Annotated in this window: 22 protein-coding genes; 13 read left to right on the top strand and 9 right to left on the bottom strand. The window is 44.7% G+C overall.

Translation table 11 applies throughout. The features are described from left to right. Positions 1-133 precede the first annotated feature (133 nt). From cmk to ACZ2XM_RS09275, 7 genes are all read left to right on the top strand, one after another. Positions 134-871 carry a (d)CMP kinase gene (cmk, locus tag ACZ2XM_RS09305; RefSeq protein ID WP_490588259.1) on the top strand — a complete coding sequence of 246 codons (738 nt, stop codon included), beginning with the start codon at positions 134-136 and terminating at the stop codon, positions 869-871. Between the two features lie 186 nt (positions 872-1,057). After that, positions 1,058-2,743 carry a 30S ribosomal protein S1 gene (gene rpsA, locus ACZ2XM_RS09300; protein ID WP_490588258.1) on the top strand — a complete coding sequence of 562 codons (1,686 nt, stop codon included), beginning with the start codon at positions 1,058-1,060 and terminating at the stop codon, positions 2,741-2,743. A 647-nt stretch (positions 2,744-3,390) separates the two neighbouring features. Next, a complete protein-coding gene (locus ACZ2XM_RS09295; RefSeq protein ID WP_490588257.1) occupies positions 3,391-3,693 on the top strand; it encodes an integration host factor subunit beta in 303 nt (100 codons plus the stop codon). A gap of 450 nt (positions 3,694-4,143) precedes the next feature. Then, entirely contained in the window at positions 4,144-4,512 is a 369-nt protein-coding gene (locus ACZ2XM_RS09290; RefSeq protein ID WP_490588256.1) for a lipopolysaccharide assembly protein LapA domain-containing protein, read from the top strand. 137 nt (positions 4,513-4,649) lie between these two features. After that, positions 4,650-5,372, top strand: coding sequence for an orotidine-5'-phosphate decarboxylase (gene pyrF, locus ACZ2XM_RS09285; RefSeq protein WP_490588255.1), 723 nt, complete (start codon positions 4,650-4,652; stop codon positions 5,370-5,372). Between the two features lie 231 nt (positions 5,373-5,603). Further along, positions 5,604-6,401, top strand: coding sequence for a metallophosphoesterase (locus ACZ2XM_RS09280; RefSeq protein WP_490588254.1), 798 nt, complete (start codon positions 5,604-5,606; stop codon positions 6,399-6,401). Positions 6,402-6,532: 131 nt separating this feature from the next. Next, positions 6,533-7,324 carry a histidine phosphatase family protein gene (locus ACZ2XM_RS09275; RefSeq protein WP_490588253.1) on the top strand — a complete coding sequence of 264 codons (792 nt, stop codon included), beginning with the start codon at positions 6,533-6,535 and terminating at the stop codon, positions 7,322-7,324. A 200-nt stretch (positions 7,325-7,524) separates the two neighbouring features. Here ACZ2XM_RS09275 and rpsT read toward each other — a convergent pair whose 3' ends face one another. Further along, positions 7,525-7,791 carry a 30S ribosomal protein S20 gene (rpsT, locus tag ACZ2XM_RS09270; RefSeq protein ID WP_490588252.1) on the bottom strand — a complete coding sequence of 89 codons (267 nt, stop codon included), beginning with the start codon at positions 7,789-7,791 and terminating at the stop codon, positions 7,525-7,527. A gap of 604 nt (positions 7,792-8,395) precedes the next feature. Here rpsT and ACZ2XM_RS09265 point away from each other — a divergent pair. The 6 genes from ACZ2XM_RS09265 (at position 8,396) to ACZ2XM_RS09240 (ending at position 16,729) form a co-directional block, all read left to right on the top strand. Beyond that, positions 8,396-9,100, top strand: coding sequence for an NAD-dependent epimerase/dehydratase family protein (locus tag ACZ2XM_RS09265; RefSeq protein WP_490588251.1), 705 nt, complete (start codon positions 8,396-8,398; stop codon positions 9,098-9,100). A gap of 153 nt (positions 9,101-9,253) precedes the next feature. Beyond that, the gene (gene rraA / locus ACZ2XM_RS09260; RefSeq protein ID WP_490588250.1) at positions 9,254-9,778 is read left to right on the top strand and encodes a ribonuclease E activity regulator RraA; all 525 of its coding nucleotides are present in this window, start codon (positions 9,254-9,256) and stop codon (positions 9,776-9,778) included. A 393-nt stretch (positions 9,779-10,171) separates the two neighbouring features. Beyond that, complete coding sequence (mfd, locus tag ACZ2XM_RS09255) at positions 10,172-13,870, top strand: transcription-repair coupling factor (protein ID WP_490588249.1); 3,699 nt, start codon at positions 10,172-10,174, stop codon at positions 13,868-13,870. A gap of 264 nt (positions 13,871-14,134) precedes the next feature. Next, the gene (locus ACZ2XM_RS09250) at positions 14,135-14,257 is read left to right on the top strand and encodes a hypothetical protein (RefSeq protein ID WP_490588248.1); all 123 of its coding nucleotides are present in this window, start codon (positions 14,135-14,137) and stop codon (positions 14,255-14,257) included. Positions 14,258-14,641: 384 nt separating this feature from the next. Then, positions 14,642-15,073, top strand: a complete 432-nt coding sequence (locus ACZ2XM_RS09245; protein WP_490588247.1) for an HIT domain-containing protein — start codon at positions 14,642-14,644, stop codon at positions 15,071-15,073. Between the two features lie 360 nt (positions 15,074-15,433). Next, the gene (locus tag ACZ2XM_RS09240; RefSeq protein ID WP_490588246.1) at positions 15,434-16,729 is read left to right on the top strand and encodes an adenylate/guanylate cyclase domain-containing protein; all 1,296 of its coding nucleotides are present in this window, start codon (positions 15,434-15,436) and stop codon (positions 16,727-16,729) included. 112 nt (positions 16,730-16,841) lie between these two features. On the opposite strand, the gene fdx is transcribed toward ACZ2XM_RS09240, so the two are convergent. From fdx to ACZ2XM_RS09200, 8 genes are all read right to left on the bottom strand, one after another. Continuing rightward, a complete protein-coding gene (gene fdx / locus ACZ2XM_RS09235) occupies positions 16,842-17,180 on the bottom strand; it encodes an ISC system 2Fe-2S type ferredoxin (RefSeq protein ID WP_490588245.1) in 339 nt (112 codons plus the stop codon). A gap of 126 nt (positions 17,181-17,306) precedes the next feature. After that, positions 17,307-19,196: a Fe-S protein assembly chaperone HscA gene (hscA, locus tag ACZ2XM_RS09230; protein WP_490588244.1), complete on the bottom strand. Its 1,890-nt coding sequence runs from the start codon at positions 19,194-19,196 to the stop codon at positions 17,307-17,309. A 138-nt stretch (positions 19,197-19,334) separates the two neighbouring features. Continuing rightward, positions 19,335-19,967 (bottom strand): Fe-S protein assembly co-chaperone HscB, encoded by a 633-nt coding sequence (gene hscB / locus ACZ2XM_RS09225; RefSeq protein WP_490588243.1) that lies wholly within the window; start codon positions 19,965-19,967, stop codon positions 19,335-19,337. Positions 19,968-20,099: 132 nt separating this feature from the next. Further along, positions 20,100-20,420: an iron-sulfur cluster assembly protein IscA gene (gene iscA, locus ACZ2XM_RS09220; protein WP_490588242.1), complete on the bottom strand. Its 321-nt coding sequence runs from the start codon at positions 20,418-20,420 to the stop codon at positions 20,100-20,102. A 406-nt stretch (positions 20,421-20,826) separates the two neighbouring features. Further along, positions 20,827-21,219 (bottom strand): Fe-S cluster assembly scaffold IscU, encoded by a 393-nt coding sequence (gene iscU / locus ACZ2XM_RS09215; protein ID WP_490588241.1) that lies wholly within the window; start codon positions 21,217-21,219, stop codon positions 20,827-20,829. 90 nt (positions 21,220-21,309) lie between these two features. Beyond that, the gene (locus tag ACZ2XM_RS09210) at positions 21,310-22,536 is read right to left on the bottom strand and encodes an IscS subfamily cysteine desulfurase (protein ID WP_490588240.1); all 1,227 of its coding nucleotides are present in this window, start codon (positions 22,534-22,536) and stop codon (positions 21,310-21,312) included. Continuing rightward, positions 22,533-23,030, bottom strand: a complete 498-nt coding sequence (locus tag ACZ2XM_RS09205; protein ID WP_490588239.1) for an Rrf2 family transcriptional regulator — start codon at positions 23,028-23,030, stop codon at positions 22,533-22,535. Before ACZ2XM_RS09205 ends, ACZ2XM_RS09210 begins: the two co-directional genes overlap by 4 nt. A 485-nt stretch (positions 23,031-23,515) precedes the next feature. Next, positions 23,516-24,160: a hypothetical protein gene (locus ACZ2XM_RS09200; RefSeq protein WP_490588238.1), complete on the bottom strand. Its 645-nt coding sequence runs from the start codon at positions 24,158-24,160 to the stop codon at positions 23,516-23,518. Positions 24,161-24,455 lie beyond the last annotated feature (295 nt).

Here is a 24,455-nt window from a genome sequence, read left to right as displayed (position 1 = left end):
TGCATTTGCTAGCCGATATTTGGTGGTAACTTTTTATTAAGTGTAGCCTGCTATTCATAAGCACATAAGCCACAAATAATTGAATTATTAAGCAACTATATTTTAAGTAACTAAAATTTTAAGTAATTAAACTATGACGCCAGATAACGCCGCTATTGCTACGCCTACAACCCCGCGTTACCCTGTGATTACGATTGATGGCCCGAGTGGCGCAGGTAAAGGTACGGCAGCTTGGCGATTGGCCAAAGAGCTAGACTATCAATTGTTAGACTCTGGTGCTTTATACCGCATAGTGGGGCTAAAGGCTTTTGAAGCTGGGTTATTGGCCCATGAAGTATTAGATGAAGACGCTATTACGGCGTTGACGCAAAAGCTTAGCATTAGCTTTCAGCCGAATGAGGCCACAGGCAATGTCGATATCCTGATTGATGGGGCATTGATAGGCAAGGATATCCGCAACGAAACAGTGGGTGGGTACGCCTCAAAAGTAGCGGTATTCCCTAAAGTTCGTCAAGCTTTGTTGCAATTGCAGCAAGAGATGGCTGAACATTCCGGTGTTATTGCCGATGGTCGCGATATGGGCACGGTAGTTTTCCCAGATGCAGACGCAAAAGTATTTTTGACCGCCAGCAGTGAGTCGCGAGCGCAAAGACGCGTGACTCAACTAGAGCAAGCGGGTGAGACAGCAGATTACGAGGCGATCTTAGCCACGATTCAAGAGCGTGATATTCGTGATGAGACTCGCTCAGCGTCACCATCAAAGCCGGCAGAAGATGCGTTACTATTAGACAGCTCCGTATTGACGGCCAAGCAAGTATACGAGGCTATTAAGGCGCATTGCCAAGCCAAGGGTATTTGTTTTAAGGCCTAGGTTGATACTTAGTCCGATATAAAGAATTTAGCCGTCATTAAGTATTATTTGTAAGACACGATATTACTAGCAACACCCAATTTTAAACATGTCATCGACGGAGTGAAAACCAGCGTATTTCTGCTGATGGCATTAATTTGATCCGTACTGTGCTGGACAGGCTACGGCTATACAAAGGTAGACATAATGGAATCATTTGCTGAACTATTTGAAGCGAGCCTAGAAGAACAGGGTCTTGATATTGAGCGTGGCTCAGTCATCACAGGTGCTGTTGTCGCTATCGACAATGATTGGATCACTGTAGATACCGGTCTGAAATCTGAAGGCATTGTCGCTCGCGAAGAATTTCTAAGCGAAGAAGGCGAGCTTGAAGTAGAAGTTGGCGATAACGTCGACGTGGTAGTTGAAGCCGTCGATAATGGCATGGGTCAAACCTTGCTATCTCGTGAAAAAGCGAAACGTGTTGAAACTTGGAACGCTCTAGAAAAAATCTTTGAAAATGACGAAGTCGTAACTGGCTTAATCTCAAACAAAGTTAAAGGCGGTTTCACTGTAGATATCGGTTCTGTCCGTGCGTTCTTGCCAGGTTCATTGGTAGATGTGCGTCCTATCCGTGACACTACGCACCTTGAAGGCAAAGAGCTTGAGTTTAAAGTTATTAAACTTGATCAAAAGCGTAACAACGTCGTTGTTAGCCGTCGTGCCGTCATGGAAGCCGAAAACTCAGCTGAGCGCGAAGAGCTGTTGAACAAGCTTGAAGAAGGCATCGAAATCGAAGGTATCGTTAAGAACCTAACTGATTACGGCGCATTCGTTGACCTAGGTGGTATTGATGGTCTATTGCACATCACTGATATGGCATGGCGCCGTATTAAGCACCCATCTGAAGTCGTTGAAGTGGGTCAAGACCTTAAAGTTAAAGTCCTTAAGTTTGACCGTGAGCGTAACCGCGTCAGCCTAGGTCTTAAGCAACTTGGTACTGATCCTTGGGACAACGTTGGCGGTACTTACCCAGTGGGTAGCATCGTACAAGCGCGTGTTACTAACTTGACTGACTACGGTTGCTTTGCTGAAATCGCTGAAGGTATCGAAGGTCTAGTTCACGTTTCAGAAATGGATCACACGAACAAAAACATCCACCCATCTAAAGTTGTTCAAGTGGGCGACGAAGTTGACGTTATGATTCTTGATATCGACGAAGAACGTCGTCGTATCAGCTTAGGTATCAAACAGACGCTAGCTAACCCATGGGATGAGTTCGATAAGAACCATGAGCGCGGCGATAAGATCACCGGTACTATCAAGTCAATCACTGACTTTGGTATCTTCATCGGCCTAGACGGCGGTATTGATGGTCTAGTGCATCTGTCTGATATCTCTTGGAATGAGACGGGCGAAGACGCTATCCGTAACTACAACAAAGGCGACACTGTAGAAGCTATGGTATTGTCTGTAGACGCCGAAGCCAACCGTATCAGCCTAGGCGTGAAACAGCTAAGCTCTGATCCATTCAACGAATACCTAGTCAACAATGACCGTGGTAGCATCGTAAATGGTAAAGTGAAAGAAGTTGACGCTAAAGGTGCGGTAATCGTACTAGCTGACGAAGTTGAAGGCTACTTACGCGCTTCTGAAATCCAACGCGATAAAGTTGAAGATGCTACTAAGCACTTAAACGAAGGTGATGATGTTGAAGCGAAAATCATCAGCGTTGATCGTAAGTCACGTAACATCAGCCTGTCTATCAAAGCGAAAGACGAAGCTGAAGAGCGTCAAGCGATTAAAGACCTAGGTAGCACTACTACTGCTGCTCCTGGTACTGAAGCGCAACCGAAAACTATCGGTGACTTGATCAAAGAGCAAATGCAGTAACTATTGCTTTAGCGCTTATGCCTCCTTAGGGTGGCTAGCAGCACTAAACAGAAAGGGAGTGACTTCGGTCGCTCCCTTTTTTGCTGTCTGTAACTTATGTTAGTTAGGTTAGGGATTTAGCTAATTACTGATTACTAAGTGTGCTAAGCCAGTATGGCTAGCCTTATTCAGCCCAAATTATACCTATATTGTTTTTATATCACCTATTGTTATGCTTTTATCGATTTATCATGTCATTTTTCGATGAACCACTGTAAACTCACTCCAGCTAATTTGAACGTTAGCCTATGTAATTTAAATAATTTTATCATGATTTAAGAAAGCGTCAGTTTATGAAGACTAAACGGTTTTTGCTAATAAAATAAAGAGATTTTTCTATTATCCTTGCTATTAGTAAGGTTATATTAACTATTCACTTTTTAGTAAAACTACGTTATCATAACTTTATAAAGGTACTAACCTTAGGATTGGTCAAGGATTGTACCTTTTATCGGTTAAAAGCTGCCTTTGATATTGTTAAGATAAATTAATCTTAACGGTGTTTAATGTAACAGGTTGCTCATAGGCTTTTAAGCAACGTGAAAGTTGATAAGTTTTAGAGTAGAGCTTCGTTTAACTTCAATGACTGTCTAAAAGGTAAACAAATTATGCATCAAGTAATTAACAAGTCAGATTTTATTGGTAACTTGGGATCGACTTGCGATGATATAACTGACTCGGCTGTTGATGAAGCAGTCAGGCACATTTTATCGCTAATGGTTGATACCTTAGTCAATGATGGTCGAGTAGAAATCAGAGGTTTTGGCAGCTTCTGTTTACACCATCGTCAAGCCAGAATAGGCCGTAACCCTAAAACGGGTGAAAGTGTAGAGGTTCCGGCTAAAGCTATACCCCACTTTAAACCCGGTAAAGCATTGCGTGAAGCTGTTAATGAAAACGCGGATATCTAAACTACGCATTAGTGGTTTGATACGGAACGGATGACAGCCCACATAGGTTGATAGTGTGGAGTTATGGTAGTGATGGCTACTAGCAGGACTACGGTTACAAGCACGCTCGTGGCTACAAAAGCATGAACATTGCACCAGTAACCATGAAAAACGGTATTTGAATTTCTAAGAAGACTGGCTTTAGCATTAAGGCCAGTTTTTTACGTTAGGATGACAGAGTATTAGCACTCAAGCTCTATATTAAGCTTGTGCTATGGCTTGACAGATAATACTGAATGTTTAACACTTGCTTTATGCTAGCGGGGATAGCTCTAAGCTAGAAAGCGGATAGTAGATAGGGAATAGCTTGCGACTCAACATTGGTCTTTAGTCATTATTTGCACTTAGCAACTATCCAAGCTAAAAATTATCCTGTAAAGTGAACAAAATTTTAATCGAAGGAAGTCTTATATGCGCGTTATTTTAATCATATTGTTGTTCTTAGTGTTTGCGTATTCACTAGGGTTGGTACTAGCAAATAATACGGAAGTGGGGGTCAACCTTATCTTCTCGCAAGCGCCTGCGATGAACCTAGGGCTATTGCTTATTATTTGCCTAATACTAGGCGTCGTCATTGGTATGCTATTGGCTCTATTGTTATTCCGCGTATTGCAGAATAAGTGGGAAATTAGCCGCTTAAATAAAGAAAATAGAGCGTTGCAAGAGCAGCTTAAGCAAGCCAATATCGCCATTGATCGTCAAGCTAATGCGCCCACTATCAATGAAGTGGCAGGTTTATCTCCGCATGTAGACGCGCCAAGTCGGGTAGAAAAGTTTTAAGCGCTGCTTCTCTTATTGCTATTTAGCTAGGCGAGTTCGTATAATATGGGCGAGCCTACAGCTGACTCAGTTGCAGGACTCTCTTTTGTCATTCGTCCTTTAAGCAATCCTCTAATAAGCAAGCTGATACCCTATTTATGACTACTGCATCTTCTAGTACTACTCTTGTTACCTCGCCAATCGTTGTCGCTATCGACAAGCCGGATATGGCTTCTGCTTTGGCCTTAGCCGATACTTTAGACCCCAGTTTATGCCGTGTGAAGGTGGGTAAAGAGTTATTTACTCGCTGCGGTCCCAGTATCGTCGATGCCCTGCAGCAAAGAGGCTTTGAGGTCTTTTTAGACTTGAAGTTCCATGATATTCCCAATACCACGGCACAGGCTGTTTTAGCTGCGGCTGATATGGGGGTATGGATGGTGAATGTACACGCTAGTATAGGGTTGGATGCCATGGCATTGGCTAAGCAGCGCTTGTTAGATAATGGCCATGACACGCTCTTGATAGCTGTGACGGTATTAACCTCTATGACGGCAGATACCTTGCAACAGATAGGTATGGTCGCAGAGGTCGATGCGCAGGTACTCCGCTTAGCGAAGTTAACCCATCAAGCGGGTTTAGATGGGGTAGTATGTTCAGCACAAGAAGCCAGTGCTTTAAAAACCGCTTGCGGTGCAGACTTTAAACTGGTGACGCCCGGCATTCGCTTATTAGAGGACAGCCAAGACGACCAAAAGCGGATTTGCACGCCAGCAGAGGCGCTAAGTAATGGCGCCGATTATCTCGTCATTGGTCGTTCTATTACCACGGCGGCCAATCCTGTAGAGAAGTTAAAAATGATACTTGACGGCTGTACCCATTAATAGCGCATGCTGGTTTAATAGGTGCTACCCAATATTTAGCTCTTCGTATTGATGCTAAATATTTAATAAAAAAGACAACTTATCGTTGTCTTTTTTTTATGTCAAATCAATCAATGATACACTAAGGCCTGTTCAGACTTGAGGCTGAACGTTAGTTAGAATGGGCTTACCAAAGACAGGGTGAGTCGCTATTTTATTCCTTTAAAGCTGTTTGTTTAGATGAAGATCCATATGCGAATTCAGATAGTAAGTGATTTACACATAGATACTTATGCCCGCCGTAAAGAGTTTATAGGTGAGATACCTAAGACCGACGCCGATATTGTTTTTGTGGCCGGTGATACGGCCAATAGTGACCAAGGGATGCGCTGGTTACAGGCGCAAGCAAAGCGGCTTGAGGTGCCTGTGCTGACTATTGCAGGTAACCATGAGTACTTTGATGAGGATGTGCTGAGCTTTGATGATAAGCTAGCCACTTGGGATAATTATGACGCTACGACCCAACAAGGCCTCAAAGTCATGCAATGTCAGCATTTCGATATCGGTGACTTTCGTATCTTAGGCTGTACCTTATGGACAGACTATCGCTATCAGTTTACTGAGGACACTATGGCAACGGCTATGCGTTTTATGCGAGATTATCAGCAGATTCGTGCCGGAGACACCCTGTTTTCGCCAGAGATTTCTATACAACTGCACCAACAGCAACGCCGATGGCTAAAAGAGGCGTTACAAGAAACCGTGCGCCAAGATAAAAAAGCTATTGTTATGACCCATCATAGCGTCAGCCCGTTATCGGTCTCTGACAAGTATGCTCAGCTGCCCAGCAACGCCGCTTTCATTAGTGATTTGTCCGCTTGGATGCATGAAGATTGGGCGCCGCAACTGTGGGTACATGGCCATACGCACGAAGCTTTCGACTATCAGGTTGGTAATACCCGAGTCGTGGTCAATCCACGCGCTTATCCTGGTGAGATTAGCAGTACCGATCTAGAGTTTGCTTGGGATAAAGTCGTCACTGTCGTATAGTAGGGGTACAGCAAAATATCGCTTAAAGAAGCAAAACCTGGCTGAATTATGCTTACACGGTCTCGCTTTAACGCCGACTATTATAACGGTATATTTGAACCTTTTATTGTCAACCTTATACAGCGCTTGCCATGACTTTATCCAAATATTCAGACTATCAACTCATTACGCCACCTTCTGCGCCCGCACCGTCACATCTACCTCCCAGTATGATGTCGTCAGTCAATCTATTGCCGGCTGAAAAACGGCTGATGCTGTTTACGCGGCATTCCTTACGTGAGCGCTCGGATGGTAATGGTTTTGCTAGTGAACAGCTGCCATTGACTCCTAAAGGGCGGGTATTGGCGAAATCATGGGGACGCTGGCTAGCATCGCACCTACCATACTCTATGGACGTAGACAGCATCTCTAGCCCTATAGGGCGCTGTTTGGATACGGCTGAGCTGATGCAAGAAGGGGCAGGGCTGCAACGAGGCATCATACACCAGTCATTATTGGTTGAGCCGGGCAGTCTGGTAACTGAACCTGCAATTGCCAGTCCGGTCTTTAAGCAGATAGGGGCGCTAAATTTTCTCAATAAGTTTTTGACGGGCGAGCTAGAGGGCACTAAAAATACTTATCAAGGTGGCTTAGATATTCTCTCGCTGTTTTATCACCATCAGCCTGAATTGGGGCAATTGAAATTAGCCGTTAGTCACGATACGCTGCTATCGGCTTTTTTGGCAGTGATGTTTGATGCGCCAAAGATTGAGTGGAACGATTGGCCGAAGATGATGGAAGGGGTGTTCCTGTGGTTTGATGACAAGCCCTTTGATCAGGCTAGTGCTTATTTCTTATGGCGTGGTCAAGTTTATGTGCGTCCCGTAGCCGCCTTATTGGCCGCTTATGAGCGCTCTGGGTTTGATCCACAGATTTATTTATAAGATATTTATAAGTTACTTGTAATAAGTTAAAGCCTGTTGGTCTCGAAAGACCTTGTGGTAAAGCAAACTATTAGCATTAACCGCGATAAGTCATAACTATAAAAAAGTAGCCATAAAAAAAGCCGGGGCACTCCTCACCAATAGAGAAATGCCCCGGCTTTGTAGTATCAGCAAGCGCTAATACTACAGCGAATCAAATACTAAGCTTGTAGTGCTTTGATTGCTTTGTTTAAACGGCTCTTATGACGAGCAGCTTTATTCTTATGAATAATGCCTTTGTCAGCCATACGATCGATAACTGGTACCGCTTTGTTATAAGCAGTAGTAGCAGTATCATAGTCTTTAGCTTCGATAGCTGCATTGACACGCTTTAAATAAGTGCGGATCATTGAACGCTGTGAAGCTGAATGTTGACGACGTTGGGTATTTTGACGAGCGCGTTTACGAGCTTGTGCAGAGTTTGCCACGCGAATCTCCTTGGTAAAAGACAGATAAAGATAAATTAAAAAGTAACACTCAACAAGTAAGCATCAAAAGGGAGTAGCCGGCTCACCATGAAATTTGATGTTTTGCTCATCAGAGGTTAAATAGGGTATCTACACTATAACTGCTCTTAGGAATATTTAAAGTAGCAACTATTAGCTAGATGTGTAAAGCGGCATATCTTAGCAAATATATCGCCCTAGGACAATATATTTACATGTTTTTACCCAAGTGCTTGGTAGCAGTGGCAAGGCATCCTGCGTTTTTATGGTGGCGCTAACCTCATCACTCTACTATTAGGGTGCAATAGCAGACCCTAATTCCTGAGTAAACGGCTTTTATCGCGCTTTATAAGCTGGTGGAATAATCTTTGCGTATAAGCTTGCGCAATAATACGGGTCAGAAAATTTTGCCAATTGCTCGGCTCATTGTGACTCAAATTTACCTGAAGTTAGGGATATACGCAGTGCACACTATATGAACGTAGGGTAAACTATGCTATTTTTAGCAGGGCAAGGGGTCAAGCGGTCCGGTTATTCAACACAGTCCCTAAACATATTTGTCCTACGTTATTGTTATGGAAACCTTATGCAACGTAAAGCCATCATTATCGGAGCTACCGGGTTAGTCGGCCAACAGCTGGTTAAACAATTGAGTGTTCTTTACGAAAAAGTTATCGTGATTGCGCGGCAGCCGCCCCGATATATGAATGCCAGCATGCATTATTATCAGCTCAATGACTTTGCTAATTTATCAGAAATCTTTGCGAATCTAGATTTGGATCAGCGCACGGATGCTTTTAGCTGTTTAGGCACCACCCAAAAGCAAGCGGGCAGTGAAGAGGCTTTTCGCTTGATAGACTATCAATACAACGTTGATTTTGCGCAGTTGTGCTTTGATAAAGGCGTGCAGCAGTTTTTCCTATTGTCTGCGCTCGGTGCTGAGGCGGACAGTCGCTTCTTTTATAATCGCGTGAAGGCAGAGACGGAAGCGGCTATTCAACAGATAGGGTTTGCGAGTCTAAATATTTTCCGCCCCTCATTATTATTGGGTAAACATAAAGGCCGTCCGCTTGAGCGCATTAGCCAAGGGATGTTTAAGCTAATTTCGCCTATTGTCCCAGAGTCCTCCTCTATCCATCCTATTTCTGCCAAACGGGTCGCTATTGCGATGGCCATGAGTGCTCATGAACACTACCAACGGGCCAAATTCCGTACCGTACCCTCGAGTACGCCTAGCGTGACTATTATAGAAAATAAGCAGATGCTAGCGATGACGCGGGTAAAAAATTAAGTTTTAGTATGAGCTAAGGCGACTTAAGGGTTAGGGTAATGCGGCTGACCATACCCTGCTATCATTCAATGGAATGATTAAGCGTAAAGTAACAAGCCGTCCAATAAATAGAGCAATAATAAGGCCAGTTAAGCGCCAACCAAGGAGATAATGATGACTCAGATGACCAAAGACAATTTTGTAACTTGCGATTTACTAGATGCCAATCCTGATAGCCAAGTTTGCTTGCCCAATATTGAAGGTAAATCTTTTTATAGCTTTGGTGGTAAAGATAAATTCTGTGGTGAAATCGTCACCGTAAAATGCTTTGAGGACAATAGCTATGTTAAATCACTGCTAAATAGCGATGGTAAAGACAGCAATGGCGAGGGTAAGGTGCTGGTGGTCGATGGTGGCGGCTCTATGCGCTGTGCGCTATTGGGCGATATGATTGCCCAGGCTGCAATTGATAATCATTGGGCGGGTGTAATCGTTTACGGTTGTGTGCGTGACGTTGACGATATGGCACAGATGGATATTGGGGTTAAAGCGTTGGGCTGCATTCCGCGCAAATCCACGCGCCGTGACGAAGGGCAGACTGATATTGAGATTCGCTTTGGTGACTTGACGTTGACCTCGGGTATGTATGTCTATGCCGACAACAATGGCATCATTGCTAGCGATAAGCCCTTGATATAGTGCTGACTGGGCATTAACTGAGTCTTATCTTTTATTGGCTAGTAGTCACTATCAATATACTTTTAGACCCAGCTTTAGGCTGGGTTTTTATCGCTTAAGGTGAGAGTAATGGGCGCAGCCACCTATAAATCACAAATTGTAATGTCAGCAATCACAAACCGTAACGTCACACCTTTTGTCCGCAGCAGCTTTTATTCGTATACTCTTTATTGCTATTATTTCAGGGGCTAGGCAATCTCAGTCGCTAGACTAATAGCTGTTTTAATGCTTAATTGTTTAATAATAAATCAATAACCTGAGGATAAGCAGCGTATAGCTTGTTTTAATCAGGCCTATGCTCGCCCCATTTTTAGCACCACCCTTTAAGCCAACTTATATGTTAAGCCACTCTATATGACGAAATCGCCGTTAACCTTCGCTTTTTTACCGATCAATGAGCAACTCTTCCCTATTAAAGCCGCGCAAAAGCGTTGGTTGACGCCTTGCTATGGGGCTGTAGGTAGCTTATGGCTCGCCAGCTTGCAAGAGACGCCGGTAGGAGAGGTTGCGGGCCGCTTAAAGGTCGTGGTCGCCGCTGATCAGAATCAACTGAATCAAATCGAGACGGAGCTGGCTTTTTGTGGTGTGGATGCTTACGTGTTTCCGGATTGGGAGACCTTAACTTACGATGAGCTGTCACCGCATCAAGATATCGTTAGTGAGCGTATTAACTTACTGACGGATATGCCTAAGAGTGGCACCTTGCTGATATCAGTGCAGACTTTGATGCAGCGAGTGGCCCCGCCAAGTTGGCTGATTGGTCAGCATTTTGACTTAAGTGTGGGCGACCGCTTTGATATTGAGTCGCAGCGGGAATTACTCGCGCGGGCAGGCTATCGTGCTGTAGACAATGTCTTTGAGCCAGGCGAGTTTGCGATACGTGGCAGCATCGTGGATATTTTTGCTATGGGCCAGCCGTTTCCACTGCGCTTAGATTTATTTGATGATGAAATTGAAACGATTCGTTTCTTTCATCCGCAGACCCAGCGTACTTTAACCACCGAAGCGCTAAAAGAGATTGTCGCAGGCAGTGATAAGAGTATTGGCCAAGAGTCGCTATCGTTATTGCACAAGCTGCCGGACGTATCGCAGTCCATTACGAAGTTTCAGATTTTACCGGCTAAAGAGTTTCCTTTGGAAGATGGCAAAGAGACTTTCCGCGCCAATTTCGCCGCCATGTTCCCCAACGTGAGCAGCCGTAAATTTGAGCTGCATAAAGATGTCATGGCTGGCATAGCGAGCAGTGGACTTGAGTACTATCAGCCGCTATTTTTCGACCTTGAGACTTGGAAAACGGAAGGCACACTATTCGATTACTTCCCAGAGTCGACCTTGTTTGTAGTGGATGAAGGAGTCCCGGCCAAACAGGTAGATTATTGGGCACAGATTCAGCGCCGTTATGAAGAGCGTCGCCATGACATTGATAAGCCTATATTAGAGCCTTCGTTACTGTATTTGCCAGCTAATACCCTGAACGAACATCTTAATCGCTATCCTCGGGTCATCTTAGGTGCTCAAGCGCCTGACAAGGTCGCTGGTGAGACGTTAGCGACCTTACCTGAGGGTTGGGTCACACTGAATGCAAAAGAGCCGCCTGCGTTACCTGTTAGCCATCAAAAGGCTGAGCCGCTGGCCGACTTGCTCGCATATATTACCGATGAGAGCCAGCATCAAGGCGCGCCTATTCTCATCGTGGCAGAGACTCCAGGACGACGGGAGATTTTACTAGAGTTATTTAAAGGTAAGATTCAGGTTCAGGCCCACGAGAATTTCGCTAGCTTTTTAGCATGGAACGAACAGCGCCAAGCGGATGACATTGCCAATAATACAGCGGCTAATAAAAACGCCTTACCGACTGTAGGCTTGACCGTGGCGCCGATTGAGCGTGGGGTTTTTGTGCCGGGTCGTCTGGTTATTATTAGCGAAACCCAATTGTTTGGTCGACAAGTCTTGCAAACGCGTCGCCGCCGTCAAAGCGATGTGTCCGAAGAGTTCTTGATTAAAAGTGTCACAGAGATGACAGAGGGCAGTCCGGTAGTGCATATCGAGCACGGGATTGGCCGTTATCACGGGTTGATTACTTTAGATGTCGGCGAGGGGGAACAAGAGTTTATTCACCTCAAGTATGCTGAGGATGCGAGTATCTATGTGCCCGTGGCAAACTTACAGCTGATCAGTCGCTATAGTGGCGGTGACCCTGCGCTAGCGCCGCTGCATAAGATTGGCAGTGGCAAGTGGGACAAGGCCAAACAAAAGGCCTTACAGCAGATTCACGATGTGGCAGCTGAGTTGCTTAATATACAAGCGCGTCGGGATGCCAAAGTCGGCATTCATTTTAAAATTGATATGTCGCAATACGAGCTGTTTACCAGTCAGTTTGCTTTTGAAGAGACCCCCGACCAAGCCAATGCCATCGACGCCGTCATGTATGATATGAAGCAGAATAAACCGATGGATCGCCTTATTTGTGGTGATGTCGGTTTTGGTAAGACCGAAGTTGCTATGCGCGCGGCCTTTATTGCGGTTAGTGCAGGGTATCAAGTGGCGGTATTGGTACCGACGACTTTGCTCGCCGGCCAGCACGAAGACAATTTCTTGGATCGTTTCGCGGATTGGCCGGTGCGAATAGAGTCGTTATCGCGCTTTGGTGGTAAGAAGCATCAAGATAAGGTGCTTGAGGATCTACAGTCTGGCAAAGTCGATATTGTCATTGGTACCCATAAGCTGCTGCAAAAGGACGTGAAATTCGCCAATCTAGGCTTAATGATTGTCGATGAAGAGCATCGCTTTGGCGTGCGCCATAAAGAGCGTATTAAAGCCATTCAGAGCGATGTTGATAGCCTATCTATGACGGCTACCCCGATTCCGCGAACGCTAAATATGGCCTTATCGGGCATGCGCGATATGTCGATTATTGCCACCCCGCCAGCGCGTCGTCTCGCCATTAAAACTTTCGTCATGCAAAAGACCGAAGCGTTGATGAAAGAGGCTATCTTACGCGAGCTGCTACGTGGTGGTCAGGTATATCTGCTGCACAATGATGTGGCCAGTATTGAGCGCATGGCTGAGACGATTCGTGAGCTGGTGCCTGAAGCGCGGGTTGGCGTTGCCCATGGGCAGATGAATGAGCGCAGTCTTGAGCAGGTGATGCAGCAGTTCTACCATAAAAAGTTTAATGTCTTGGTGTGCAGTACCATCATTGAGACCGGCATTGACGTGCCCAATGCCAATACCATCATTATTGAACGTGCGGATAAATTTGGTTTAGCCCAGCTGCATCAGCTGCGCGGGCGGGTGGGGCGCAGTCATCATCAAGCCTATTGTTATCTATTAGTGCCTTCTATCAAAGGGCTCAAAGGCGATGCTAAGCGCCGTCTCAACGCTATTGAGCGGGCCAATACACTTGGTGCAGGGTTTATGCTGGCGAGCGAAGACTTAGAGATTCGCGGGGCAGGGGAGTTGCTCGGCAAACAGCAGAGTGGCAATATGCAAGCGATTGGCTTTAGTCTCTACATGGATATGTTAGAGCGCGCTACTAAAGCGATTAAAGCCGGGCGTGAGCCGGATTTGAACACGCCATTGTCGTTGACCAGCGATATTAACCTGCATTGCTCAGCGCTCATTCCCGAGTCCTACCTGCATGATGTGCATCAGCGTCTCTTATTCTATAAGCGCATCAGTAATGCGGATGATAAAGAGGCATTGACTGATATTCGTACCGAGATGATTGACCGCTTTGGCACCTTGCCGGATCAAACTAAGCAGCTGTTTGCGATTCATCAATTGCGTCTGCAAGCTGAACGCCTGAAGATTAATAAAATAGATGCCAGTACCAGCAGCATCACGATGGAGTTTGCTCCAGATACTCCAGTCGATGCCTTGGCTATTATTAAATTGATTCAATCCGATGGGCAGAAGTATCGTATGAATGGGGCGTCAGGTATTCGCTATCAGAATGCTGATAAGCTGAAAACGCCTGAGCAGCGGGTGGTCTCTGTACAAGAGTTACTCAGTCATTTTGCCCAGCATGTGGTGGAAGAAGAGCCGGCTTAACTGACTCTGTGGTTAAGATAACGCAGTCCTTATCAGCCAACTCTACAGCAGCTATTTCAGTAGGCTATATCAATACAGCAGTTCAGTGTCACTAAAATGTCATGGCAATGTCACATCATTGTCATGACATTTTTATATTATAACTGCGTTGACCAAGGTGGCAGTCAACAGCGCTTTGCTAAAGCCCAATAAAAAATCTATATAAATTGCTAGTTAAAATAATTCACTAATAATTGACATAAGAACCAGGTTAAGGAAAGCATTATGACCCGTATCAGATTTGCCATAGAGTTAGAAGATATTGATTTACCAACGTGGTATCACGATGCAGACGACTTACTAGAGCGCTATAGTGATGAAGACAGTGAAGATGGCTACGAGCTATAAAAGCTATGAACCATATAAGCTGTGCGTTATAAAATGAGTAACGAAAGTGAATAAATTAGCCTGATAAAGAGCCACTAAAATAAGATAACGATAATAATAAGCCAATAACAATAACGATTGACTCACTTGCTATATCCGCAATACTAAGACAGCCTTATTGGGCTGTCTTTTCTTTGGTGGGCTATAAAATGTCGCTATTCGCAATTGCCGTAGAGGCAGGCTAAGCTCATATACAACTCTATGACGCGCGACTCTATAAAATGGGGGTGATTCCTGATAAAATGGAAAAATTATAATTAACCTCGTTAGCTCGCTAACCGAGTTTGCCCCTTACTGGTTTTATCCCTTTAATTTAATCCCAGCTACTTTAGAGACAGCGCTCCTATGTTCCAATTACACCCTACCTTAGCTCAAGATACTTTTTTAGTCGGTGATTTCCCCTTGTCTACTTGTCGTCTGATGAATGACTGTCAGTTCCCTTGGCTGATTTTGGTGCCGCGTATTAGTGGTATCAAAGAGTTGTATGAGATGTCAGACAGTGAGCAAATACAGTTTTTGCGCGAGTCTAGCTGGCTGTCCAGTCAATTGGCCAAGACTTTCCAAGCCGATAAGATGAATGTAGCGGCTTTGGGCAACCAAGTTCCTCAGTTGCATTTCCATCATATCGTACGCTATCAAAATGACATTAAGTGGCCAAGCCCAGTGTGGGGCACGCCTGCCGTTCCTTATACCAATGAAGTGTTAGCACAGATGCAGCAGACGCTAATGATGGCTTTACGCGGCCACCATCAAATGCCGTTTGATTGGAAAATGTAAGCTAAGAGCTACACGAGTCGCTATCGTATTCAGACACGCTGGCGAGCCTAAAAAGCTCAGCATCTACAGGCCGTTATTTAATAAACCGTTATTTAAAAAACAGCTATTTAATAAGCCATGAGTCAATAAGCTGTCATTATGATGATACTCATTATAAGGATGGCTTAATATAAGTCTCAGCGGGGCTAGATTCTACGGGCTGGCGCAGCTTTAGGCTAGCAGTCAATAATAGGGTCTGCTGTATTATCGAGGTACAAGCGCTGTATGCCGTTCTTTACTTCATCAACTCATAAGCCCCCGATAGAGCCTACTTCCTTAAGTAATCTTGCCTACCCTGAATTATTGATTTTGATTTTAATAATGCTGTTGCTATTCTGGCAATCTACCGCAGCGGTCTATGAATATACGCTCTTCCTCACTACAGCTACGCTAAGCTTTCTATTACTCCTCTATACTTACCTTCGTCAAGTCAATCTTTATACTACCGTCTTCACGGTCAAGCTCATTGCTATTGTGATTGGCTCGCTACAATTTTCGCCAATCCTCTCTATTGGCCTCGCTTCGCTACTCTGCAGCCGTCTCTTGACCACTCAGCGGCGCGCACGTCTGCCGCTATTCCTATTCGCTATTCTATGCACGGTATTTTGGTATGTTATCAGTATCAACTTGCGCCCTTATGGTCTGCAGCTGTCATTAGGTCTATGGTTGACGGCGCTGATATTACTGCTGAGCTGTGCTGGAGTACTCTGGCAGTTGGCAAAAATACAGCATCAATTTACTGAGCAGCGTAAATTTGCGCAAGAATCCCACGAGCGGGTGACGACAATGGTATCCGTGATTAGCAAATTAATTCGCTTTTTGCCGCCACAACTTTGGCAGCCCATCACTAAGAGTAATGCGGCTATTAGTGTAAATAATAAGCGCGCAAAGCTGACCGTATTATTTTCAGATATTGCGGGCTTTACCGAATTATCCGATTCTTTAAGCGCAGATACTTTGGCCGATATCTTAAACCAATATATGGAAAGTATGACCATTATTGCGAATCGTCATGGTGCGGTCTTAGATAAGTTTATCGGAGATGGATTGGTTTGTTTTTTTGGTGATCCCAATAGCGAAGGCAATCGGCAAGATGCTATTAATTGTGTGGCGATGGCTATCGATATGCGCCGAGAGATGCGCACCTTACGGCATCAGTGGCGATTGTTAGGCTTTGAGGGGCTGTATATTCGGATAGGGATTGCCACAGGGTATTGTCATGTGGGTAATTTTGGTAGCGAAACTAGAATGAATTACACCCTAATAGGTCGCGAGGTCAATCTGGCGGCTCGTTTAGAGGGGGCCGCAAAAAAAGGCGATATCTTAATTAGTGAGGCGACTTATGACTATGTTTGTCATGAGTATGCGTGCGTGCCTATGGCTTTACAGGAGCTGAAAGGCTTTGATGAAGCGGTAAAAGCTTGGCAGGTGCTAGACCCTGATGTGAGTCAGCAGCCGCACTCAAAATGGGTGGATCATGATTTACCGGGGTTTAATCTACATCTTAACTTTAAAGATATTAGAAATTATGATTATTCCCTCATTCGTCGCCATTTAAGTCAGGCACTCGAACAAATAGAAAAGCAAGAACAGACCGATGATGATGCAGAGCCGTAATGCAGCACTTTGGTTAAAAGCTTTAGCATAAGCCATCAACAGAAATATACGCCATAAAAAAGGGAGATAAGTGGTTTACCTTATCTCCCTTAATTGACCTTAAATGCCTACCTTAATGGTTCTCTTTGGCATGGTTTAAGGTGTATTTTGGAATCTCTATCGTCAAATCTTGGCCTTCTATAATGCACTGGCAAGATAAGCGTGAATCGGGCTCAAGTCCCCAAGCACGGTCTAGTAAATCGGCTTCGATATCATCCATCTCTTCTAAGCTGTTAAAGCCCTTACGCACCACCACGTGACAAGTCGTACAAGCTTTCGACATCTCACAAGCATGCTCAATTTTAATGCCTTGCTCAAGTAAGCCCTCACATAAGTTAACGCCGTCCGCTAACTCAACTTCAGCGCCTTCAGGGCAAATTTCAAAATGGGGTAGTACGGTAATCTTTGGCATAGATACAACATCCATTGCTAATCAATCAAAAAGTCATCTCAAATACAATCGGTATTCGAGCTCGTTTATTCAAACTATCTGGTTATTAATATAAGTCTGGTGATGCATGCAAGCCAGCATCACAGGTTACCACTGGTCAGTTTTAGTACCTGCCATCGTGGTCTTGACGCTTTGATCCATAATGCGCGCTGCGAAAGCATCACTGCCAGGTTTTAAAGCGGCTTGGGCTTGCTCTATTTCGGCTCGGTCAGCAGAGTCTAAGGTAACTTTTACTGCAGCGATATGGTGCTGTAAAGCGCTTATTTCATCACTGCTAAGCAGACCAGAGAAATCCTGTAAGGCCGATTCTAGTGCTAATACTTCACGCTCAGCCTCTACTTTCATCTCAATCAGCGCGCGAGCTTGCTTGTCTTGTTCAGCATATTGAAACCCTGCTAGTAGAAGCTGCTCCTTTTGCTCATCGGATAACCCATAAGCGGGGGTAATTTCGATTTCGCTAGCCGTACCAGTAGTGGTTTCTTGTGCGCTGACCGTCAACTGACCATTGGCATCTATACTAAAGGTGACTTCAATACGGGCAAAGCCGGCCTTCATAGGAGGGATGCCGAATAATTCAAAGCGGCCTAGGGTTCGACAGTCCGCTACAGTCTCGCGCTCGCCTTGAACCACGTGAATGACCATGCCATTCTGGCCATCTTTATAAGTGGTAAATACTTGGCGTTTTTTCACAGGGATAGGGGTGTTACGGGGAATAATCACTTCGACCAGTCCGCCCATCGTTTCCAAACCTAGCGATAGCGGCGTAACGTCGAGTAGCAATAAGCTATCGTCGCTACCATTGACCAATTGGTGGGCCGCTTGAGCGGCACCAAGGGCTACTACTTCATCGGGGTTATGACGACACAATGGCTCAGTGGCAAAAAACTCACCCACTAAAGCTTGGATAGCCGGCATCCGAGTAGAACCACCGACTAAGATAACTTGGTCTAAGGCGTCCTTATCTAAATCGGCATCGCGCAGCACTTGCTCACAGACCTGTAGCGTCCGGCGGGTCACTGGCGTGATAATCGCTGTCAATTCTGCGGCTGATAAGTTGCCCTGCCATTGGCTGCCATTTACCGTAATATCAACGGCCACGTGATCTTGCTCAGTGAGCTGCTGTTTGTAAGTTTTCGCTAAGCGCGCTAGCTCTGATTTGTCATGGCTGCTCACGGCACTAGGCTCAATACCGGCTTGTTGAATCAACCAGTTGGCTAGCAAACGGTCGATATCATCGCCGCCCAAAGCACTATTACCGCCGGTAGCTAAGACCTCAAACACCCCATCCGTTAATTTAAGAATGGACACATCAAAAGTGCCACCGCCCAAGTCATAAATCAAATAGTAACGCGCCGGTTGCTCAGTACTGTTAGCATCACTAGCGACATTATCCAGACCATAAGCGATAGCCGCAGCCGTAGGCTCATTCAGTAGACGTAAGACATTAATACCAGCCGCTGCGGCTGCGTCTTTGGTCGCCTGACGTTGGGCTTCATCAAAATAAGCCGGCACTGTAATCACCGCCCCTTCAATGCTATCTTCAGGCAGGCTAGCGGCCGCACGCTGATAAAGGGTGTTTAGGATTTGCGCTGATACAGCGACGGGCGAAATGTTCCCTTGGGCGGTCACAAAGGTCGGCATAGCGTCAGCTGCACCGCTTAACGTATAAGGGTGAGAGAATTTGATATCGGCTTGGCTACGGCCCATAAAGCGTTTGGCTGAGATGATAGTACTGGCTGAATCGTCACTACGATGCGCTAAAGCGGCCTGTCCTACGAGAGGCGCGCCGGATTCAGGGTAATGAACGACAGAGGATAATAAGGTATCTGCAGGGTTGCTGGCTTCTATAATTTTTGCTTTACCCGATCGTACGACGGCAACCAAAGAGTGCGTGGTTCCCAAATCAATGCCGATGCCATAGCGATGTTCATGTGGTTTAGAACTTTGATTAGGCTCAGCAATTTGTAATAAAGACATAATACGGCTCAAATATATTAACAATGAAATTTAGCAATAAAATCTAGCAATGTAGCGTTGATTGTTTTACGCAAGCTTGACGCCCAATAAGCGCAATCTAAAATACCTACTATAAAAACTGACTAAAAAGTAGGGTGATTAGACATACAAGTCATCATCACCAGCATCCGCTTGATTAGCAATAGTATCAATACCGGCTAATACGTCGATATTGAGCTTGACTAAGAATTTTAGTTTTTGCGCGGCATCACAAGCGTCTGCCCAATTTTGCTCATTATAAGCTTGCTCAAAACGGCCTGATTGCTGCTCTAAACGCGCTGCCACTAAAGGCTTAATTTGCTGCAATTGGGGTAGCGACTGCTCTTGAATGGCATCATCTAAGTCCATGCGCATGGTCATGGCGTCATCTAAAAAGTCTAAGTCAGCAATAGAGTTGTCTAAAGTCTCAGCTTTGTCCTGCATCTCGAGCAGATAAGTCGCGCGACTGTCCAGCATTTTTAAGGTTTGATAGGCATGATTAATCACCGCAGAGACGCCACTGGCAGCCGCAGAGGCTTGTGCTGAATTAGCGGTATTGTCGGTCTGACTATTTGACGAGTGACTAGACTGATTATCGGGATGGTATTTTTTCTGTAGGGCACGATACTGGGCATCGAGACCCTCTCGGTCTATAGCAAACTGTACGGGTAGGCTAAATAAAGCGAAAAAATCACTAAATTGCGCTGGCTTTTTCGCAGCAGTCTCGTTAGAAGTAGCAGAGTCGATAGCCATAATCAGCGCCTTATTGAAGATAGAGGAGGGTAGGTCTAGCTGAGAATTAATAGAGTAAATAAGCCTCTATATAATGGATCTATTATTTGGAATATAAGCTAAGATTTAGAATATAAGCTAAGAGTAAGCGGCTTAAACCGTGAAAGATTCGCCACAGCCACATTCACCTTTTTGATTAGGATTGCTAAATCTAAAGCCTTCATTTAGCCCTTCAACAATATAATCCATATGCAAGCCATTTAGGTACACCATGCTTTTGGGATCGACGAATATATTAACATCTCGGCTTACAAAACGCTCATCGTTCGCATCCGGCTCGTCGACGAATTCTAGAACATAAGCCAATCCTGAACAGCCTGCCGTACGAATACCGACACGAATGCCTTCGCCCTTACCGCGATTGTCTAAAAAGTCGCTGATATGTTTTGCCGCGCGTTCAGTCAGTTCGATCATAATGACTCCTTAATATCTTATCCATAATAGCTGTGCTATAAATAGCTGCTTAGCGCCCATTGTTACTGTCTAGCTCTGTCATCTGACTTTGTCACTAGCTAAATCTAACTTTGTCACTGTCTGGTTACTGCAAGTAATACAGCGGCCAATAGTCTAGAGTTAGGATAAAACCGTCAGCTAGTAGTAATTCTATTAGCCGTTATAGCGTCAAAAAGACAATAAAATAAAGGTGACAAAGTTAGCAGCTTTTTGTCACCTTATTAGTTACTACTTCTAGACCACTTAACTTTCTATCTCCATCGCAATGGCTATAAAAAGTCAGCGCTCTAGTCTGTTAGCATGATTATTCAGCTGCTTATGCAATAGGTGACTATCTACAAAGAAGCTATAAAATACGCTAGACGGATTAAGCATCAACCGGCTGATGCTTACCTTGATAATCACTGATAGCTGCTTTGATAGCATCTTCTGCTAATACTGAGCAATGCACCTTAACTGGCGGTAAAGCCAATTCTTCAGCGATGTCTTTATTTTTGATAGTGCCGGCTTGGTCTAGGGTCTTGCCTTTTAGCCACTCAGTGACGAGTGAGCTTGAAGCAATGGCAGAACCACAACCATAAGTTTTAAAGCGCGCATCTTCAATGATGCCTTCATCGTTTACTTGGATCTGTAAGCGCATGACGTCACCACAAGCTGGAGCGCCGACCATACCAGTACCGACGTTAGCAGCATTTTTATCAAGGTTGCCAACGTTGCGTGGGTTTTCGTAATGGTCAATAACTTTATCGCTATAAGCCATGAGTTTTCTCCTAGTTAGGTGAGGTGCCGTCAACTGCGTACACCTCGGTATTTGGGGTCAAACGGTCAATTATTCAATACTAGGGTCAGATTAGTGCTCTGCCCATTCTACTGAGTCTAAGTCGACGCCTTCTTGGTACATGTCCCAAAGTGGAGACAGGGCGCGTAGTTTGTCGACCGCTTCGTGCATTTGTTTGATAACCGTATCGATATCTTCTTCAGTAGTATAACGACCAAAGCTGAAACGAATAGAGCTGTGGGCTAACTCGTCAGAGCGACCGATAGCGCGTAACACGTAAGACGGCTCAAGGGTAGCTGAAGTACAAGCCGATCCTGATGAGACGGCTAAGTCTTTCAGCGACATCATTAATGACTCGCCCTCTACGAAGTTAAAGCTGATGTTCGCAATGTGAGGAACGCTATGCTCAAGATCACCATTTAAGTAGATTTCTTCGATATCTTGTAGGCCATCCCAAAGCTTTTGACGCAGCTTCGTAGCATGCGCATGGTCTTGCTCAAAACGCTCGCTTACGATACGGAAGGCTTCGCCCATAGCGACGATCTGATGCGTGGCTAAAGTGCCCGAACGCATACCGCGCTCATGACCACCACCGTGCTGCTCTGCTTTTAGGCGAATACGCGGCTTACGACGGACGAATAGGGCGCCAATACCTTTAGGACCATAGACTTTATGACCTGAAAAGCTCATTAAGTCGATTTTCATCTCTTCAAGGTTGACTTCAACTTTACCAACGGACTGAGCACCATCAACGTGGAAGATTACGCCAGCTTCACGAGTGATTTCACCGATAGCAGCAACATCTGTAATCGTACCCAGCTCATTGTTCACCATCATTAGTGAAACTAAGATAGTGTCTTCACGCAAGGCGTCTTTAACTTGTTCTGGTAAAATCATACCTGTGCCTGGCTGCGGCTCTAGGTAAGTAATTTCAAAGCCTTCTTGCTCAAGCTCACGGCAAGTATCCAGAATCGCTTTGTGCTCGATTTTACTAGTAATAATGTGTTTGCCACGGCTTTGGTAAAAATGAGCCACACCTTTTAGGGCCAGGTTGTCAGATTCTGTCGCCCCAGAAGTAAAGACAATCTCTCTTGGATCGGCATGAATCAGCTCAGCGATTTGCTGACGGGCTGTCTCTACCGCTTCTTCTGCTTGCCAGCCGTAGCCGTGCGAGCGTGAAGCGGGATTACCGAATATGCCATCTACCGTTAGGTACTGCATCATTTTTTGTGCTACCTGCTTGTCCACAGGTGTGGTTGCGGCATAATCAAGATAAATTAAATGGTTGGTTTGACTCATGCTGGGTTCACCTCGCTGGTCGATAAAGTAATAGAAGTTATGTCTTTGCCAGCAATTAAGTGCTGACGTTCAGAGACGGATTGGACGCTTTCTAGGTCCAGTAATTGAGCGAGCGTAATATTTTTAAGATACTGCTCTATATGACCTGATAGGGCACACCATAAATCGTGAGTTAGGCACATAGCACCACCCTGGCAGTCGCCGCGGCCTTCGCATTGCATCGCATTGACAGATTCGTCGACAGCAGAGATTATACTCATAACGTCGATTTCATCCAATGGCTTGGCCAAATAATAGCCGCCTGCTGCGCCGCGAATACTAGTCACTAAGCCGCGCTTACGCAGTTTAGAGAACAGCTGCTCGAGATAAGAAATCGAGATAGACTGTCGCTTAGCAATATCAGAGAGTGATACGGCGCTTTCTTGCTGGCTATTTTGTAGCGCTAAATCTAGTAGCGCGGTAACCGCATACCTGCCCCGAGTCGTTAAACGCATAAAGTCTCTCCAGTTAATATACTGCAATCTTATAGGAATAAGCTTGAGACTATTCGTGCTGTTGCCCTAGTAGCAGTGGTTTATATGGCTTATATAAGGAAGCTTGTAATAAAGCGACTTTATATAAAGAACACCATATAAAGAAAAATAACTGCTGGTATCGAGGCATGATTGTCTCATTACTCTTTTCTTGTTACTGGGGCTATTATACTTAATTCCGAGTAAAATAGTCAAGATTGATTTTGTTGCCAGATTAAAGGCTTATCCCTAAGCAAATCAAGGATTACAAGTCATTAATGAGTTTAACTTTATGCCTTAATTATTAAAGTTAATGGGTAAATGGATGAGTAAATGGTAGGGGCAAAAAATAAAAAAGCACCAGCCCCTTTATAGTGCTAGTGCTCCTTGCCTCACTGATATCCGTAATTTTTAAAGTTTGCGCATCTATCAAAGTCTTGCCGAGCGCTTATAAGCAACTACAACCGCTATTTCATAATCCAAGCAATCACGGCCGCTATAGCGATCACTACCGCTACAATGGTGCTAATCAGCAAGGTCTTATGCTTACTATTCAACTCATTTACTGTGGTTTCAAGTTCGCGGTTCTTCATCGTTAAGGTATTGATCTGAGTTTGTTGTTCCGCAATACGAATTTTATAATCGTTTTTCTTTTGTTCGCGTGCTTCTGCATCGGCGCCAGTGTCTTTATGCGAGCCTTTAAACTTCTTCAATAAACTCTGTACTAAGCTGCCAAGCCCGAGTTGCAGTAAAAAGCTCTTTACCAAATCGACTTGCACGACATCCCCACGCATCTGCAATTTGTTCAATTGCGTCTCGCTATGTGAGGTCAAAACATTGAGCACTTGCAAGCTATAAGCGTTGATAATCACATCGGGTTCAGTACGACCACTAGGCAAAGCGGCGTCTAATAGTACGCCTTTATAGCTAAAGGTGGCATAGACTTCCGTATGGGGTAAATACAAGCGCAAACACACCACCGTGCTTTTTTTGGCAAGAGGATACGCTGCTTTACGTAAGGCGGGGTCTAAGCGTAATAACAAGGTGAGAGCAGACTCTATAAATACTAAAATGATATTCAACAGAGAGTGAGACAAAGTAGTACGCTTCATGAAGACAGTCCAAATAAGTGAGTAAATCAATAGAAACAAGGGTGGTTATGCAATAGCGCTCAACACACAAAAAGGCATAAGATACCGTATTAGGCGTAATATTATCAAATAACCTCAGTAAATAACGATTTATAAACTGTTGTGATGTCGTATATCCGTTAATACTTTTCAATAAAATATGAGTAAGAGTATGACTAATATGTCTTTATTATATATAGCGCCGTAGTAACGGGTAACGAAGTATAGAGCAAAATAGCATACTCTGTATATTAACCTCTAGTAAGGGTAGTTTATA

It is taken from the genome of Psychrobacter sp. CoH-33_TS_01 (assembly GCF_058189395.1).
Note: the sequence above shows the minus strand (reverse complement) of the source record. Positions and strands in the feature narration are given on the sequence as shown.